Below are 16,238 nucleotides of genomic sequence, written 5' to 3'. Positions count from 1 at the left end.
GCTTACTCCTCTGGGGCGGGCGTGGAGAGAGAGGAAGGGGAGCGATCTCGCACCAGGCGACGGCCTCCCAGCCACATGACCGTCAGCGCGGCGAGCGCCAGACCCCACCATTGGAAGGCATAGGCCCGGTGACGCTCCGGCGGCAGCACCGCGGGCGTCCACCAGGACTCGAGGTGGCCGGGGCCTTGTTCCAGATGCAGCCAGCCGGCATGGGCGAAGCCCTCCAGCGCCGACCAGGCGGAGAGCGTGATACGCTGCAGTCGCCGACCCTCGCGATTCGGCCCGAACAGCGGTGCGCTGTCGCCGGCGACCTGCCAGCGTCCGCTGAGCGTCACCGAGCCCTCGGGCGTGGCCACCGACGGCGTCTCCCGGCGGGTGCCGGTAGCCAGGAAGCCGCGCTGCACCAGCCACAGTCGCCCCTCCTCGTCACGCAGCGGTGTGAGGGCGGCCACGCCAAGACGGTTGCCATGGGTGCGATTGTCGAGAAACAGCGTCTCCGCGCCGAGGTACTCGCCGCGCAATGTCAGCCGGGCGCCGTCCGGCGGCGCTGCGACGGGGGCCTCCAGCCGCGGCGCCGTCTCGTAGCGAAGCAGCAGCTCGCGCTTGTCGGCGGCCCGCTGCCACTGCCATAGTCCCAGTGCCAGCCCGAGCGCGACGACCAGGCTCCAGCACAGGATCCAGAGCCCCAGCCGACGGCCGTTCCCGCCCCGCGCGACGGCGTCTTTCACGGAGTGTGAGATGCTACTCAAGACCCTGATCGCCCTCGTTTTCCTGGCCATGGTGACGAGCCTCGTCGCTGGCGCCGGGTTTCTGATCAAGGACGGCGGCCGCTCGCGGCGCGTCCTCGTCTCCCTCAAGCTGCGCGTCGCCCTGGCGACGCTGCTGCTGGCCCTGCTCTTCTACGGCTTCCATGTCGGCCGCCTCGGCTGACGCACTCGGCGCAAACGTGCTCGGCACACACGCACTCAGAACACACACACACTCAGAACACACACACACTCAGAACACATAGACGAAGATGAACAACCCGATCCACACCACGTCGACGAAGTGCCAGTACCAGGCCGCGGCCTCGAAACCGAAGTGATCGTCACGGCTGAAGTGGCCGCGCACCACCCGCGCCAGGATGGCGATCAGGATGATGGTGCCGATGATCACGTGCAGGCCATGGAAGCCGGTCATCAGGAAGAAGGTGGCGCCGTAGATGCCGGCCTGTAGGGTGAGGCCGTAGTGGGCGTAAGCCTCGTAGTATTCGACGCCCTGGACGACGATGAAACACAGCCCGAGCAGCACGGTGCCGGCCAGCCAGTGTCGCGCCGTGGTGCGATAGCCTTCCTTGAGCGCTTCGTGAGCCACCGTCAGGGTGATGCTGGAACCGACCAGGATCAGGGTATTCACCAGTGGCAACTGCCAGGGCGACAGCACATTACGGGGCCCTTCGATGCCCTCCCCCGGCGGCTCGAGCAGCGGCCAGGAGGCGGTGAAGTCGGGCCACAGCAGGGCCGCCACGCCCTTGGCGCCCTCCCCGTCCAGCCACGGCAGCGCGAAGGTGCGCACATAGAACAGCGTGCCGAAGAAGGCCGCGAAGAACATCACCTCCGAGAAGATGAACCAGCCCATGCCCCAGCGGAAGGAGCGGTCCATCTGGGCATCGTAGAGTCCACCGCGCGACTCGTGGATGACGTCCCGAAACCACAGCGTCATCACCGCCAGCACGGCCAGCAGGCCGACCACCATCACCGGCATGCCGACCACCCCGAAGACCAGCAGCGTGCCGGTGCCGACCATCATCGCCCCCAGCGCCAGCGACGCCAGCACCGGCCACTTGCTGGAAGGGGGAACGTAGTAGCTTCCACCGCTCATGTGCGATCTCCTCCGCCGAGAGACGGCTCAGTGCTGCCGGGGCACGAACTCCGGCGGCGTCTCGAAGGTGTGCAGGGGCGCCGGGCTCGGCACCGTCCACTCCAGGTCCTCGGCGCCATCCCAGGCACGGGCCGGCGCCTTCTCGCCGCCGCGCACGCACATCACCACCACCACCACGAACAGCAGCTGGGACAGCCCGAACAGGAAGGCGCCGATGCTGGTGATCATGTTGAAGTCGGCGAACTGCAGCGCGTAGTCGGGGATCCGTCTCGGCATGCCGGCCAACCCGGCGAAATGCATGGGGAAGAAGGTCAGATTGACGCCAATCACCGAGAGCCAGAAGTGCCACTGGGACAGTCGCAGGTGCGGGTAGTGGCCGGTCCACTTGGGCAGCCAGTAATAGACGCCGGCCATGATCGCGAAGACCGCGCCGGGCACCAGCACGTAGTGGAAATGCGCGACCACGAAGTAGGTGTCGTGGTACTGGAAGTCCGCCGGCGAGATGGCCAGCATCAGCCCGGAGAAGCCGCCGATGGTGAACAGCACCACGAAGGCCAGGGCGAACAGCATCGGCGGCTCGAAGGTGATGGAGCCGCGAAACAGCGTGGTCACCCAGTTGAAGACCTTTACCCCGGTCGGCACCGCGATCAGCATGGTGCTGTACATGAAGAACAGCTCGGCCACCAGCGGCAGGCCCACCGTGAACATGTGATGCGCCCAGACCAGGAACGACAGGATGGCGATGGACGCCGTCGCGTAGACCATGGAGGCGTAGCCGAACAGCGGCTTGCGCGCGAAGGTCGGGATGATCACCGAGACGATGCCGAAGGCCGGGAGGATCATGATGTAGACCTCCGGATGGCCGAAGAACCAGAAAAGATGCTGGAACAGCACCGGGTCGCCGCCGCCGGCGGCGTTGAAGAAGCTGGTGCCGAAGTTGATGTCCATCAGCATCATGGTGATCACCCCGGCCAGCACCGGCATCACCGCGATCAGCAGGAAGGCGGTGATCAGCCAGGTCCACACGAACAGCGGCATGTCCATCAGCCGCATGCCCGGCGCCCGCAGGTTGAGAATGGTGGCGATGATGTTGATCGCCCCGAGGATCGAACTGATGCCGGCCAGGTGCAGCGAGAGAATGAAGAAGGTGGTGGACGGTGGCGAATAGGTGGTGGACAGCGGCGCGTAGGACGTCCAACCGAAGTTGGGCGCCCCGCCGGGCATGAAGAAGGTCGACAGCAGCAGCGTGAAGGCCACCGGCAGCAGCCAGAAGCTGAAGTTGTTGAGCCGGGGCAGCGCCATGTCCGGTGCCCCGATCTGCAGCGGCACCATCCAGTTGGCGAGCCCGACGAAGGCCGGCATCACCGCGCCGAAGATCATGATCAGCCCGTGCATGGTCGTCATCTGGTTGAAGAATTCGGGCTCGACCAGCTGCAGACCCGGCTGAAACAGCTCGGCGCGGACGACCATGGCGAACAGGCCACCGATGAAGAACATCGCCAGCGACAACAGCATGTAGAGCGTGCCGATGTCCTTGTGGTTGGTGGTCAGCAGCCAGCGCTTGAGTCCACCCGATGGCGAGTGCGGCTCGGCGGCCACCCCCGCGGAACTGGGCTGGCTGTGCTGCGTGGTCGACTTGGGAGGCAGGTGCGAAGCCATCGTGGTTCCCCCTGGTTGGCGCCTCGGGGAGGCGCCCGTCGAAAGAAGGACCGCCAGCGTGCCTAGTCGGCGAGTCGCTCGGCGATCACCGAGGGCTGGACAGTGTCGCCCGCCTCGTTGCCCCAGGCGTTTCGCTCGTAGGTAATCACGGCGGCGATCTCCGCCGGATCCAGCGTGTTGGCAAAGCCCGGCATGGCGCTGCCCGCAATGCCATCGATCACCGTCTCGATGTGCCGCTCGCGGTCATCCAGCAGCGCCTGGTTGCCGGCCAGGGCCGGGAACACCGGCGGGTTGCCGCTGCCATCGGGCTGGTGACAGGAGGCGCAGATGGTGCCGTAGACCTGCTCGCCACGCGCCATCAGCTCGTCCATGGACCATTCCCTATCGAGCCCCATGGCGGCCTCGGCGGCCTCGGCCTGGCGTTCGGCCAGCCAGACATCGAAACGTTCGGGCTCCACCGCCTCGACGACGACCGGCATGAAACCGTGGTCGCGACCGCACAGCTCGGCGCACTGGCCGCGATAGATGCCCGGCTCGTTGATGCGCACCCAGTTCTCGTTGACGAAACCCGGGATGGCATCCTGCTTGACGCCGAGTTCCGGCACCCACCAGGAATGGATCACATCGTCGGAGGTCAGCAGCAAGCGCACCTTGCGGTCGACCGGCAGCACCAGCGACCGGTCGACCTCGAGCAGGTAGTGCTCGCCCTTTTCCTGCTGGCCGGCGATCTGCTCGCGAGGGGTCGCCAGACTGGAGATGAAGGACACCTCTTCGCCACGATACTCATAACGCCAGCGCCATTGCTGCCCGGTGATCATCACCTCCATATCGGCGTCGGAGGCGTCGTACATCGACTTGAGCGTCGCCGTGGCAGGGATCGCGATCACGACCAGAATCAGCAGCGGCACGATCGTCCAGATCACCTCGACCGTGGTGTGCTCATGAAAGGCCGATGGTTTGGCGCCTCGGGAGCGGCGATAGCGGAAAAGCGAATAGAAGAGTGCACCGAAGACCACGATGCCGATGACCACACAGATCCAGAAGATGGCCATGTGAAGGCCATGGATGTCCCGGCTGAGATCGGTGACACCGACCGGCATGTTCCAGCCGCTGGCCAGGGCCCCCGACACCGGAACGCCCATGGCCGTTCCGCTCGCCGTCCATACGAGCCGCTTGCGCATCCGCATCGCCCCCTCCTGAACGTCGACGTGTATCCACCACGCCTGGATCGAGTATAGGACTCCGTTGTCGCATGACCCGCGGGCGCCATCTCCCGTACCCAACGCCCCCTTCAACGCAGTCCGGATTCCTCAGCGAGCCGCCAGCATCGCCACCAGGGCGATCAGAACCACCAGCACGATCGCCAGCACCACGCCCGCCACGATGAAGGGCCCCGCCCCGCCTCTGGAGAAATCCTCCTGGCGCCGCGCCTCCTTCTGAACCCCGAAGAAGGCCGCCAGCACCGACGCGATGACCCGCCACATGAACATGCTCCCACTGACCGACTCACTCCTAGACCGTAGACCAGGGATCGCCGATATGCGCACTCCCTGACCTGCATCAGGGAAAAAGGGAAAGCCCGCTCGGCGCACGCGAGGGCGCTGCGAGGGCCTATACTTCGGGGGTGACAGCGACGACAGCGGATGGCGTTGCACCATCCTTCAGCGCACAGATCGGGAGGTTCGAGATGACCCAGTCAACGGGAGAGACCACCAGCGCCCTCCCTCCCGCCAGCGATGCCATGCTCCAATGGTGGACCCAGCAGCTGACGCAAGGCACGACGCCCCTGGCCCGGAAGCGGATGGCGTTGCACCACCCTTCAGCGCACAGATCGGGAGGTTCGAGATGACCCAGTCAACGGGAGAGACCACCAGCGCCCTCCCTCCCGCCAGCGATGCCATGCTCCAATGGTGGACCCAGCAGCTGACGCAAGGCACGACGCCCCTGGCCCGGATGCAGTTCGCCTGGCTGGAGAGCCTGGCCGAGGCCATGCAGTTCGAGGCCGAGTGCCTGCGCGCGCTGGCGGAGAGCGGCGAGCGCATGGCCGGCTGCTACAGTGGCGAAGCGCATCCGCACGAGCTCCACGAGTGCTACCAGCGGCTCATGCAGGATGTCGCCCAGGTCCACTGGCAGCGGCTCGAGAAGGTCGCCGAGCTCTCCGAGGACTTCCGCCAGCGGATCTGGGAAGAGATCTGATCGGCCAGCGCGCGGAACTCCTTGACCCCTGCGGCGCCCTCGCCTCGGCGATCAGCTCAGTCCCAGCAGATGCACCAGCGGCGGCAGCAGGAAGGCCGTCAACAGTCCCGTGATGCCCATCGCCAGCCCCGAGAAGGCACCGGCCACCGCGCCCAGCCGTGCAAACGACTGAGCCGTGCCGAAGCCATGGGCCGCCAGCCCCATGGTGAAACCCTGCACCGCGGGATCCTGGATACGCAGCAGCCGGAAGATGACCGGCCCCAGCGCGCAGCCGATAGCCCCGGTCAGCAACACCAGTCCCGCCGCCAGAGACGGAATGCCGCCGATCTGTTCGGCGATGCCCATGGCGATCGGTGACGTCACCGATCTCGGCGCCAGCGACATCAGCGTCTCGTGACGCGCCCCCAGCACCAGCGCCAGCCCCAGCGTGCTGGCCACGGCCGTCACGATCCCGGTCACACAGGCCAGCAGCAGCGGCACCAGCAGGCGCCGCACCCGTTCGCGGTGATCGTACAGCGGAATGGCCAGCGCCACCGTGGCCGGCCCCAGCAGGAAGTGGATGAACTGGGCGCCCTCGAAATAGGTGGCGTAATCCATGTCCAGCAGCAGCAGGCTGCCGATCAGCAGGGCAATCGCCAGCATCACGGGATGCAACAGCGGCGTGCCGCCCAGCATCTTGTTGATCCGCACCGCCAGAGTGAAGGCCACCAGCGTCAACAATAGCGACAGCAGCGGATTGCCCGACAGGTAGACCCAAAGCTGGTCGAGGCGAGCGACGTTCATCGGCGGCCTCCCTGGCCCAGGCGGCCCTGAAGTCGCGACAGCACCCAGGCCGTGACGCCCAGCGTCAGCGCGGTGGAGACCACCAGCGTCACCAGGATCGGCAGAATATCGCGGCCGATCAGCGCCCCGTGCACCATCACCCCGACGCCGGCCGGCACGAACAGCAGCGTCAGATAGCGCAGCAGCCCCTCGCCCGAGGCCCTCAGGCTATCCGGCACCTTGCCTCGCACCAGCAGGGCCACCAGCAGAATCACCATGCCGATCACCGGCCCCGGTATCGGCACCGCCAACCCCCTGGCCAGCAGTTCCCCCAACATCTGACACGCCAGCAGCATGCTCATTCCCAAGATCAGCGGCATCGTCGTTCTCCCTATCCGTGTGCTCCTATTCTACTAAGCGGGGAGCACGACGGCAGTTCTCGACGGGGCTAGCCAACCTTTTGAAAAAAAGCGCAAAAAGGACTTTTCATTTGCGGAGGAGCGAGGTAATATACGCCTCGTTCTCGGGGGACACGCCCAACGGCAACAAGCCCAAAAGAGAACGTCGGAGCGTGGCGCAGCTTGGTAGCGCGTTGCAATGGGGTTGCAAAGGTCGCTGGTTCGAATCCAGTCGCTCCGACCATCAAACATCTGAAAAACGGCCACTTAGCTCATCAGAGCGGTGGCCGTTTTTCTTTGGCTGGATATTTTCGACAGACCCACCTTTTCCAACTGCGCTGCTCGCCGCCCGACGCCCTTGGTTTGCCAGTACGACGGGGCATGCAGGACAGCGCTTGTGCCGAGGGACACCGCTAGATGCTGGGAACACACTCGGATGGCTCACCGCAACAGACTTGGGCGGCCGTGACAGGGCTTGATCTCACCCACTGACGCATCCATAACTGTCGCACAGGCCATCTATCCTAGGAGCGCATGCCATGAAGAAAGCCATTGGGGCCGCGATTGCGAACTGGTTTCGCAAGCCCGAGAACCGTGAAAAGGCCAGGCAGGCGGCGAAGCAGGCCTATAGCCAGTACCGGAAGCGCAAGAATTCCGGCAAGTAGCCGAATACGCACAAGCTAATGGCGCGAATGCTCGTCGACCATAGCCCCGACCGCCATGTGTCGTCAGCCCGGTGAAGCAACCGCGAGAAGCCGCCGAGACCGGCAGGAACGACGAAATAATCGAATGCCCAAACGCTAACCGGGAGCCCTGAGGGGCTCCCGGTTAGCATGCTCGATGGCACCCTTCGGCCTGGATGATCTCTCCTGGCCGATGCCGCCTCAGCCCATATAGTGGGCGATGGCCTTTTCGGCTTCGTTCTTGGCGGCCGCCACGGCGGTCCAGTGATCGAGCACTTCGGGGGTCAGGGAAGTGGGCATGACAGACTCCTGTTTCAAACGTATGACTCGAGCGCAAGATTACCACGGCGGCCGCACGCCGCCATTCGCCTTTCGGCTACCCGGCGGCAATACTGCAGACGAGTCCATCCAGCGAGGACACGACATGCGCCACCACGAACAGACCCACATCGGCTTCGACGAGCACGGCAACGAATACGTCATCGACGAGTTCCACGACCGGCCGCACCTCGAGGGCCTTCAGCACGGCGGCGCCATCAGCCGGGAGCTGCCGACCTTCAGGACCCGCGACGGTCATGAGGTGGAGTGTCGGGGCCCGGGCGAGTTCTGCGTCCGCGTGCCCGGCGAGGAAAGCGGCGTCCCGGTGTGGACCCACGATCCCGAGCATGTCTAATAGGCTGGGCGCTCCCCAGAAGGAGCCCGACATGCCACGACTCGCGCCGACCGCCCTGCTCTGCCTCGCCCTGATGGCCCCTCTCAGCGGCTGCACCACCTACACCTGGCCCGATGGCCACCGTGAGACGGTCTGGGGCGTGCCCACCCAGGACGAGACCAAGACCGATCAGCAGAGGCGCGCCGAGGGCGTGCAGTATCGCGAGCCGGGCGAGCTGCCCGAGTGACGCCTCGGGCCTTCGATCAGGCGCCGTGCTTGCGAAAGACCAGGCACAGGTTGTTGGCCGGCATCTCCACCAGCCGCTCGAGGCCGAGCGCGTGACGCTCGGCCTCGGCGCTCACGTCCGCCAGATCGCGAATGCCCCAGCGCGGATCCCGCGCCCGCAGGTCGGCGTCGAACGCCAGGTTGCTGGAGGCCGTCGGGTGATCCGCCCGCAGGTAGGGACCATAGAGCAGCAGCATGCCGCCGGCCTCGAGCCGCTCCCCCGCCCGTGCCATCAGCGCCTCGGTCACCGCCCAGGGCGAGATATGGATCAGGTTGATGGCGACGATCGCCTCGAAGCGGCCCTCGGGCCAGTCGGCGGTGGCGTCCAGCGCCAGCGGCGCCCTCAGGTTGGGCAGCGCCACGGCCTCACGCCAGGCGGCGATGGAGGCCCGGGCCTCCGGCGTCGGGTCGCTCGGCTGCCAGTCCCAGTCCGGCCGCGCCGCGGCGAAGTGGCAGGCATGCTCGCCGCTGCCGGAGGCCAGCTCGAGCACGCGCGCCGGGCCGGGCAGCGCCTCGGCCAGCACCTCGAGAATCGGCTGGCGGTTGCGGGCCGCGGCGGGGCTGTACAGTCGGGCATCGGTCATAATGGCCTCTGACGATCGGGTAAAGGAGAGTAAACGGCCGATGATAGCCGCATCGGCCCTCGCCTCTCCAGCGCCAGCCTCTCTGCCGCGCCACCCTCCTTCCCCCGTTTGGCCGCCGGCGGTGTCCGCCTCAGGACACCGTGTCCCGCGTCATCGGCGAGGCGTTCAGCAGGCGGTGCAGCACCGCCATCACCACCAGGGTGGTGACCATGGCCACGCTCATCGAGCTGAAGCGGTAGAGTGCGGCGTAGAAGACATCCTGGTTCGGCCCCAGGTACTGGCCAAAGAGAATCCCGAGCGTCGTCAGGGCCCCGAAGCCGACCCCCGAGCCGCCGCCCTCGAGCAGATGGATGCGGGCGAACAGCATCAGGCCGATCCAGTAGCTGAGCATCACCAGCAGCAGATGATCGCTCTGGGTGAACAGCAGCAGCTGTATCAGGATCGCCAGGTTGCAGCCCAGCAGCGCGCCGACCGACCGCTTGACCGCCGAGACCCTGGCATTGGGATAGCCCAGCGCGAACAGGATCAGGATGGTGGCCATCTGCGCCGACAGCGAGTCCTTCAGGTCCAGGGTCTGGAAGACCGCGAACGACAGCGTGGCGGTGATGGCGCCGATCAGTGTCTGGTGGCGCACCAGCGAGGCCGGCTTGTCGACCGTCGGCGGCGGCTTGCGCCCATCGGCGTCGGGAAACAGCAGGTACATCAGCGCCGCGATGCACACCGCCAGCACGCTGGCCACCACGTTGTTGGTCAGCAGGTCGAACAGGTTCCGGCTCGGATAGCTGGCGAAGTGCAGCAATATGCTGAGCGTCAGCACGCCGTTGGCGCCGAACAGGAACAGCGGCCCCTTCGCCATCAGCCGGAAGCGCGAATAGAACAGCAGGAACGCCAGCCCGGTCATCACTACCGGCATGTGCTGGGTGAACCCGACCACCAGCGACACCTCGACCACGTTGATGCAGGCGTTGCCCAGGAACTGGCGCACCACATGGGGTTTGAAGACCGGCACCAGGCCCAGCAGGAACATCGGATAGACGGTATAGAAGACGCCGTAGTTCCAGTCCATCAGGTGGCTGATGGCGAAACCGATCATGCCGGCGAAGGCGATGCGCAGGCACTGGCGCATGTCGTTGACCGAGAAGCGCGACTCGCCGGCTTCCTGCTCCTCCGGGGCATGGCCGCGGTGCGGCAGCACCAGCCCCGCCAAGCGCAGCAGCAGTCGCCTCAGGCCATGCACCAGCCCGACCTGCGAACCCGCCGGCGAGGCCCGCTCGCCGGCCCCCGGCGCCGCCTCGGTCGCGGTATCCGGCCGTGCTTCGTCCCCGCCGGGACGATCAGTAGACATAGTGCAGCCAGGACATCAGGCGGATCTGCAAGCCCCCGAACAGCGCCGACAGCGGATTGGCCTCGGGCAGCAGCTGCACGGTGGCCCGCGCGCCGCTGACGGGCAGCGGCTCGGGCGGATGTTCCAGTTCGAGATGCAGACGCACGCGCTGGGCGTCGCGCACCCAGCGATCGGTGGTCGGGATGTCCGCCAGGGTCCCGTCCGCGGCCAGCTGGCCGTCCTGGACGCCGGCATCCCGCGAGGCCACGCGCGCCTCGAACACCCGTCCCGGCAGCGCGTCGAACACCACCCGGGCCGCCTCGCCCTCGCGCACATGGCGCAGGCTCTTCTCGCGCAGATCGGCCACCAGGTCGAGCCCGTCGCCCACCACCGCCAGGGCCGGCTGGCCGCGGGTCACGTAGTCGCCCTCGCGCAACTGAAGGTTGGTCACCACACCATCGCGGTCGGCGCGCACCAGGGTGTGCGTCAGGTCGAGTTCGGCCTGGTCGATGGCGTTGTCCGCCTGGCGCAGCTGCAGGTTGTTGTCGCCACGATCGCCGAGCTGCACCTCAAGCTGACGAATACGGGCCTGAGCCGCCGCCACCGAGGAGCGCGCCTGGCGCTCCTCGGCCACGATGCTGTCGACCTGCTGCTGGGAGATGCTGTGGCGACTGAGCATCGTCTCGGCCCGACGACGCTCGCCGGCCAGCTCCTCGGCGGAGGCCCGGGCCGCATCGAGATCGGCCCGGGCCTCGGCGAGATCGGCCTCGAGCAGGGTGTTGTCGCGTTCCACCGCCTCCCGATCCAGCCGCGCCTGATGCAGCGCCAGCTCGAACGGCGCGCGATCGAGCGAGAACAGCACGTCGCCGCGCTCGACCCGCTGGTTGTTGGACACGGCCACCGTCTCGACCCGGGCCGATACCTCCGGCGCCACCCGCACCACGGGCCGCAGCACCCGCGCCTGCGGCGTCATCGGCATGTAGGTATCGGCAACCACGAAATAGACGAACAGCACGCAGAAGGCCGCCAGCGCGACTCGAACCCAGCGCGCGAAACTCTGATCTGGAGACATTGACCCCTTCCCGTCGATGAGGCCGGCCGAGACGGCCGGCGACGCAAAAGGGAAAGATGATAGCAACCCTTTTAGCAAGCTAAAAGATGAATCGAGATTGTATTGCCAACTACTTTCATGCTCGCTATCGATAGCGCCGCTTGCTGGCTCCCAGACGAGCATCGATGCCCCGTTCTGCGCGGCATGCCTGGCATCGCGAGTCGAGATGACTACAATGGACGGCTGCTTTTTTCGCCCATCCCCGACCTCCCCCGCAAGGAATCCTCATGAACGCCATCGTGCTTGCCATCCTGGTCATGGTCATTCTCAGCCTGATGCGAGTGTCCGTGGTCTTCGCGCTCATCGCCGCCACCCTGGTCGGCGGTCTCTACGCCGGCATGCCGATCGGCGAGATCATGGACGCCTTCAACGACGGCCTGGGCGGCGGCGCCACCGTGGCCATCTCCTACGCCGTGCTCGGCGCCTTCGCCGTGGCCCTGTCACGCTCGGGCATCACCCAGCTGCTGTCGCAGAAGGCCATCGCCGGGCTCCACCTGGACCAGGGCATTCCCCGCCGCCGCACCATCGTCTACGTGCTGCTCGGCGTGCTGCTGGCGTTCTCGGTCAGCTCCCAGAACCTGATCCCGGTCCATATCGCCTTCATCCCGGTGCTGGTGCCGCCGCTGCTCAAGCTGATGAATCACCTCGAGCTCGACCGCCGCGCCGTGGCCTGCGTGATCACCTTCGGCATCACCGCGCCCTACATGCTGCTGCCGGTAGGCTTCGGCTCGATCTTCCTGCACGACATCCTGCTGACCAACCTCAACGACAACGGCCTCGACGTGAGCGCCGCCATGGTGCCCACGGCGATGATCGTGCCGATCGGCGGCATGGCGATCGGCCTCGTGGTCGCGATCCTGTTCAGCTATCGCGGCAAGCGCAGCTACGAGGACCGCGACCTGGCCCACGGCGACGAGACCCCGGCAGAGGCCGCCGGCCACCTCAAGCCCTGGCAGATGGCGGTGCTCGGCCTGTCGCTGGTCGGCACCGTGGCGGTGCAGCTGGTCAGCGGCTCCATGGTGCTCGGCGGCCTGTTCGGCTTCGCCGTGCTCTCCGTCAGCGGGGTGTTCCACTGGCACGAACAGGACGACATCTTCACCGAAGGCATGCGCATGATGGCGCTGGTCGGCTTCATCATGATCGCGGCGGCCGGCTTCGCCAGCGTGATGCAGGAAAGCGGCCAGGTGGAGACCCTGGTGACGAGTTCCACCGAACTGATCGGCGACCACAAGGGCCTGGCCGCGCTGGTCATGCTGCTGGTGGGCCTGTTCATCACCATGGGCATCGGCTCGTCGTTCTCGACCATCCCGATCATCGCCTCGATCTATGTGCCGCTGGCGATCGGCTTCGGCTTCTCGCCGATGGCCACCATCGCCCTGGTCGGCACCGCCGCCGCCCTGGGCGACGCCGGCTCGCCCGCCTCGGACTCCACCCTCGGCCCGACCGCCGGCCTCAACGCCGACGGCCAGCATGACCATATCTGGGACAGCGTGGTGCCGACCTTCCTGCACTACAACATCCCGCTGATCGGCTTCGGCTGGCTCGCCGCCATGACGCTGTAAGCCAGTCAGTCGCGTCACCATGCAAGAGGCCCCGCCGGGCGATACCGGCGGGGCCTCCTGCTTTCAGGAGAAGGGCTCGGCAACGCGGGACTCAGCCGCGCACGCAGCAGGCCTTGCCCTTCTTCCCGCTCCCGCACGGGCAGGGATCGTTGCGCCCCGGCTTGAGCCGCGCCACCGAGGGCTCGCCGTCCACGTAGACCCAGCGGCCCGCCTCGCGGCGAAAGCGCGAGCGCTCGTCCAATGCGCCCCAGCGACGACCCTCGCGGAAGGTGGCGCGAAAGTGCACCGTGCCGGTATCGCCCGCCTCGTCGTGATCGAGGATCTCGAGGCGCACCCACTGGGTCGGATCGTCGTCCGGCAGCGACGCCGGTCGCGTCTCGGGCGCCCAGCTCTGCAGCAGATAGTCACTCAGGCCCAGGGCGAAGGCGCTGTAGCGCGAGCGCATCAGCGCCTCCGGGGTCGGTGCCGGCTCGCCGTGATGATAGCGGCCGCAGCAGGCGGCGAGCGGCAGGCCGCTGCCGCAGGGGCAGTCGTTCGAAGTCGTCATCGGGGTCTCGTATCCCTCTTGAAAGCGTCTTCAGCGAAACGCGCTCAGGCGTTACGCCGCTTGGTGCGCGCCGTGGCTTGGGCCGACCACGGATCCTCCGGCCAGGGATGCTTGGGGTAGCGACCGCGCATGTCCTTGCGCACCTCGGGGTAGCCATTGGCCCAGAAGCTCGCCAGGTCCGCGGTGACCTGCAGCGGGCGCCGCGCCGGCGACAGCAGGTGCAAAAGCGGCGCCACCCGGCCGTCGACCAGCCGCGGCGCGGCCTCCCAGCCGAACACCTCCTGCAGTTTCACCGCCAGCACCGGCGTCTCGCCGCGATAGTCCAGCGCCACCCGCGAGCCGCTGGGCACCGTCAGGTGGGTCGGCACCAGGGCGTCGAGCCGGGACGACTGGCCGCCGGCCAGGCCGTCTCTGAGGATGCGCGCGAACGGCAGCGCCTCGACCTCGTCGAGGCGAGTCAGCCCGGCCAGGTAGGGCCCAAGCCAGGCGTCCAGGTCCTCTAGCAGGGCCTCGTCGGACCAATCCGGCCAGTCGTCGCCCAGGGTGCGGCGCAGCAGCAGGACCCGGGCTCGCAGCTGCTCGGTGGCCTCGTCGAACGGCAGCCCGCGCCGGCGCACCGCCTCGAGCAGCGCCTGCCGGGCGGCCTCCGGCGGCAGCCTCGTCAGCGGCCGGCGCTCGAGCACCACGGCGCCGAGCCCGCGCCGCCGCTCGCCGACCAGCCGCCCGCGCTCGTCGGACCATTCGAGATGATCGCGCCACTGGCCGGCCTCGGGATGCAGCGCGGTCAGCCGCGCCTCGTCGAGGGCCGCGGCGCGGAAGATCCGCCCGCCGCCGCCCTCGCCGTCCAGGGCTACCGCCACCAGCAGCTCGGCGTGGGCCAGCGGGTGAGACTCGGGCAGCGTGGCCTGCCCGCCGCCGGCCAGCCGGAAGCGCCCCGTCGAGAGCCGCTGGGCGATGCGCTCGGGCCAGGCCAGCGCCAGCAGCTCGCCGAGCGCCTCCATCCGCGGCGACGACAGCCGGCAGCCCATCAGGCTCGCCAGGCGTTTCGCATCGCGCTGCCAGGCGCGATCCTCCCCGGGGCTGGCGAAGCGCTTCTCCAGTGCCGCGGCCAGGTCGCGCTCGTCGTCGGCACCGCGCCCTTCGAGCAGCGCCGCCAGGCCGCAGGCCAGGGCCGCCGCGTCGAGCTCGGACGCGCGCTGAAGCATCACCGCCAGCCGCGGTTGGGTCGGCCAGCGCGTCGAGGCGCGGCCCAGCGCCGTCAGCCGATGGGCGTCGTCCAGCACGCCGAGGCCGCGCAGCAACTCGCGCCCGGCAGCGAGCGCCCCTGAAGGCGGCGGCGTGATCCAGGTCAGCGACTGGGGCTCGGTGATCCCCCAGCGCGACAGCTCGAAGGCCAGCGGCGCCAGGTCGGCCTGACGCATCTCCGGCTCGCGGTCCGGCACCAGCGGCTGCTCCTCGGCCCACAGCCGATAGCAGACGCCGGGGCCCTGGCGACCGGCGCGGCCGCGGCGCTGGTCGGCGCTGGCCCGGTTGACCCGCCGGGTCTCGAGGCGCGTCAGGCCGGTGCGCGGCTGGAACACCGGCAGCCGTTCCTGGCCGGCGTCGATCACCAGCCGCACGCCGGGCACCGTGACGCTCGACTCGGCGATGGCGGTGGCCAGCACCACCCGGCGACGGCCCGCAGGATCGGGTGCCAGCGCCTGTCGCTGGGCGTCCAGCGGCAGCCGGCCGTGAAGCTCGTGGATCGCGGCATCGGGCAGCCGATCGGCCAGCGCCCGCGCCAGGCGGCGGATCTCGCCGACGCCCGGCAGGATCACCAGGGCGTCGCCGTCGTCGGCCGCCAGCGCCTCGGCCACTACCGCCGCCTGATGGCGCGAGGCCTCGCCACGACGCTTCGGAGGACGGTGATGGGTGGCGACCGGAAACTGGCGCCCCTCGCACTCGATCACCGGCGTGTCCTCGCCGAGCACCGCGGTCAGCGAGGCCACGTCCAGGGTCGCCGACATCACCAGCAGGCGCAGGTCATCGCGCACCGACTGGGCGTCGAGGGTCAGCGCCAGGCCGAGGTCGGCCTCGAGGCTGCGCTCGTGGAACTCGTCGAAGATCACCCCGGCCACGCCCTCGAGCAGCGGGTCCTCCTGGAGCATGCGCGTCAGCACGCCCTGGGTGACCACCTCGAGGCGCGTCTCGGGCCCTACGCGAGACTCGCCGCGCATCCGGTAGCCCACCGTCTGGCCGACGCTCTCGCCCAGGGAATCGGCCATGTGTCCCGCCGCCAGCCGGGCGGCCACGCGGCGCGGCTCGAGCAGCAAGAGGCGCTGTCCGCGGCACCAGTCGGCCTCGAGCAGGGCGAGCGGCACGCGGGTGGTCTTGCCGGCGCCGGGCTCGGCCACCAGCAGGGCACGGGCGTGCCCGGCCAGCGAGCCCTGGATGTCGGCCAGCCTCGCCTCGATGGGCAGGCCGGTCGGAGTCGCGTCATTCACGCCTGTGGTCATGCGGATCTCGTGTCGTATTCCCGGAGAGAAAGGGGGTTCCAGGCGCCATTTTGTCGAGCCTGGGGCGTCATGGACAGGTCAAGAGCCAGTTTTCGTCGACGGGTCCCTCTCGGCGAC

The 16,238-nt window shown here is 68.0% G+C and carries 18 protein-coding genes and 1 tRNA gene; 7 read left to right on the top strand and 12 right to left on the bottom strand.

All coding sequences use genetic code 11. The features are described from left to right. Positions 1 to 2: 2 nt before the first annotated feature. Positions 3 to 728, bottom strand: a complete 726-nt coding sequence (locus tag ACGTNF_RS02855) for an SURF1 family protein (protein WP_394600348.1) — start codon at positions 726 to 728, stop codon at positions 3 to 5. A gap of 10 nt (positions 729 to 738) precedes the next feature. Between ACGTNF_RS02855 and ACGTNF_RS02850 the strand changes: the two genes are divergently transcribed. Further along, positions 739 to 930 (top strand): DUF2909 family protein, encoded by a 192-nt coding sequence (locus ACGTNF_RS02850; RefSeq protein WP_394600347.1) that lies wholly within the window; start codon positions 739 to 741, stop codon positions 928 to 930. Positions 931 to 999: 69 nt separating this feature from the next. Here the strand turns inward: ACGTNF_RS02850 and ACGTNF_RS02845 are convergent, their stop codons facing one another. From ACGTNF_RS02845 to ACGTNF_RS02830, 4 genes are all read right to left on the bottom strand, one after another. Then, on the bottom strand, positions 1,000 to 1,863 hold the full coding sequence (locus ACGTNF_RS02845; protein ID WP_394600346.1) for a cytochrome c oxidase subunit 3: 864 nt from the start codon (positions 1,861 to 1,863) through the stop codon (positions 1,000 to 1,002). A gap of 27 nt (positions 1,864 to 1,890) precedes the next feature. After that, positions 1,891 to 3,522: a cytochrome c oxidase subunit I gene (ctaD, locus tag ACGTNF_RS02840; RefSeq protein WP_394600345.1), complete on the bottom strand. Its 1,632-nt coding sequence runs from the start codon at positions 3,520 to 3,522 to the stop codon at positions 1,891 to 1,893. A gap of 62 nt (positions 3,523 to 3,584) precedes the next feature. Beyond that, positions 3,585 to 4,703, bottom strand: coding sequence for a cytochrome c oxidase subunit II (gene coxB, locus ACGTNF_RS02835; RefSeq protein ID WP_394600540.1), 1,119 nt, complete (start codon positions 4,701 to 4,703; stop codon positions 3,585 to 3,587). A gap of 129 nt (positions 4,704 to 4,832) precedes the next feature. Beyond that, entirely contained in the window at positions 4,833 to 5,006 is a 174-nt protein-coding gene (locus ACGTNF_RS02830) for a DUF2970 domain-containing protein (protein WP_152478816.1), read from the bottom strand. A 361-nt stretch (positions 5,007 to 5,367) separates the two neighbouring features. Between ACGTNF_RS02830 and ACGTNF_RS02825 the strand changes: the two genes are divergently transcribed. Further along, positions 5,368 to 5,718, top strand: a complete 351-nt coding sequence (locus tag ACGTNF_RS02825) for a hypothetical protein (protein WP_016854816.1) — start codon at positions 5,368 to 5,370, stop codon at positions 5,716 to 5,718. Positions 5,719 to 5,769: 51 nt separating this feature from the next. On the opposite strand, the gene ACGTNF_RS02820 is transcribed toward ACGTNF_RS02825, so the two are convergent. Further along, the gene (locus tag ACGTNF_RS02820; protein WP_394600344.1) at positions 5,770 to 6,501 is read right to left on the bottom strand and encodes an LrgB family protein; all 732 of its coding nucleotides are present in this window, start codon (positions 6,499 to 6,501) and stop codon (positions 5,770 to 5,772) included. Continuing rightward, positions 6,498 to 6,860, bottom strand: coding sequence for a CidA/LrgA family protein (locus ACGTNF_RS02815; RefSeq protein WP_016854814.1), 363 nt, complete (start codon positions 6,858 to 6,860; stop codon positions 6,498 to 6,500). The genes ACGTNF_RS02820 and ACGTNF_RS02815 overlap by 4 nt, the downstream gene beginning before the upstream one ends. Before the next feature lie 185 nt (positions 6,861 to 7,045). Here ACGTNF_RS02815 and ACGTNF_RS02810 point away from each other — a divergent pair. The 4 genes from ACGTNF_RS02810 to ACGTNF_RS02795 all read left to right on the top strand — a co-directional run bounded on the left by ACGTNF_RS02810 (position 7,046) and on the right by ACGTNF_RS02795 (position 8,460). Continuing rightward, positions 7,046 to 7,122 (top strand) — tRNA-Pro (locus tag ACGTNF_RS02810). A 295-nt stretch (positions 7,123 to 7,417) separates the two neighbouring features. Then, positions 7,418 to 7,543, top strand: a complete 126-nt coding sequence (locus ACGTNF_RS02805; RefSeq protein ID WP_016854754.1) for a hypothetical protein — start codon at positions 7,418 to 7,420, stop codon at positions 7,541 to 7,543. Positions 7,544 to 7,985: 442 nt separating this feature from the next. After that, the gene (locus ACGTNF_RS02800; protein ID WP_394600343.1) at positions 7,986 to 8,234 is read left to right on the top strand and encodes a hypothetical protein; all 249 of its coding nucleotides are present in this window, start codon (positions 7,986 to 7,988) and stop codon (positions 8,232 to 8,234) included. A 31-nt stretch (positions 8,235 to 8,265) separates the two neighbouring features. Beyond that, positions 8,266 to 8,460, top strand: a complete 195-nt coding sequence (locus ACGTNF_RS02795; RefSeq protein ID WP_394600342.1) for a hypothetical protein — start codon at positions 8,266 to 8,268, stop codon at positions 8,458 to 8,460. Between the two features lie 16 nt (positions 8,461 to 8,476). On the opposite strand, the gene ACGTNF_RS02790 is transcribed toward ACGTNF_RS02795, so the two are convergent. The 3 genes from ACGTNF_RS02790 to ACGTNF_RS02780 form a co-directional block, all read right to left on the bottom strand. Continuing rightward, a complete protein-coding gene (locus tag ACGTNF_RS02790) occupies positions 8,477 to 9,082 on the bottom strand; it encodes a DUF938 domain-containing protein (RefSeq protein WP_152478812.1) in 606 nt (201 codons plus the stop codon). A gap of 130 nt (positions 9,083 to 9,212) precedes the next feature. Continuing rightward, the gene (locus ACGTNF_RS02785; protein WP_394600539.1) at positions 9,213 to 10,208 is read right to left on the bottom strand and encodes a DUF2955 domain-containing protein; all 996 of its coding nucleotides are present in this window, start codon (positions 10,206 to 10,208) and stop codon (positions 9,213 to 9,215) included. 208 nt (positions 10,209 to 10,416) lie between these two features. Further along, entirely contained in the window at positions 10,417 to 11,478 is a 1,062-nt protein-coding gene (locus ACGTNF_RS02780) for an HlyD family secretion protein (protein ID WP_394600341.1), read from the bottom strand. Between the two features lie 266 nt (positions 11,479 to 11,744). Between ACGTNF_RS02780 and ACGTNF_RS02775 the strand changes: the two genes are divergently transcribed. Then, positions 11,745 to 13,079, top strand: a complete 1,335-nt coding sequence (locus ACGTNF_RS02775; protein WP_394600340.1) for a Na+/H+ antiporter family protein — start codon at positions 11,745 to 11,747, stop codon at positions 13,077 to 13,079. A gap of 91 nt (positions 13,080 to 13,170) precedes the next feature. On the opposite strand, the gene ACGTNF_RS02770 is transcribed toward ACGTNF_RS02775, so the two are convergent. Both ACGTNF_RS02770 and hrpB read right to left on the bottom strand, forming a co-directional pair. Next, positions 13,171 to 13,626, bottom strand: a complete 456-nt coding sequence (locus ACGTNF_RS02770; protein ID WP_394600339.1) for a YchJ family protein — start codon at positions 13,624 to 13,626, stop codon at positions 13,171 to 13,173. A gap of 44 nt (positions 13,627 to 13,670) precedes the next feature. Continuing rightward, positions 13,671 to 16,121 carry an ATP-dependent helicase HrpB gene (gene hrpB / locus ACGTNF_RS02765; protein ID WP_394600338.1) on the bottom strand — a complete coding sequence of 817 codons (2,451 nt, stop codon included), beginning with the start codon at positions 16,119 to 16,121 and terminating at the stop codon, positions 13,671 to 13,673. Positions 16,122 to 16,238: the final 117 nt, after the last annotated feature.

This window comes from Halomonas sp. B23F22_10, assembly GCF_043496975.1.
Lineage (GTDB): Bacteria > Pseudomonadota > Gammaproteobacteria > Pseudomonadales > Halomonadaceae > Halomonas > Halomonas smyrnensis.
Note: the sequence above shows the minus strand (reverse complement) of the source record. Positions and strands in the feature narration are given on the sequence as shown.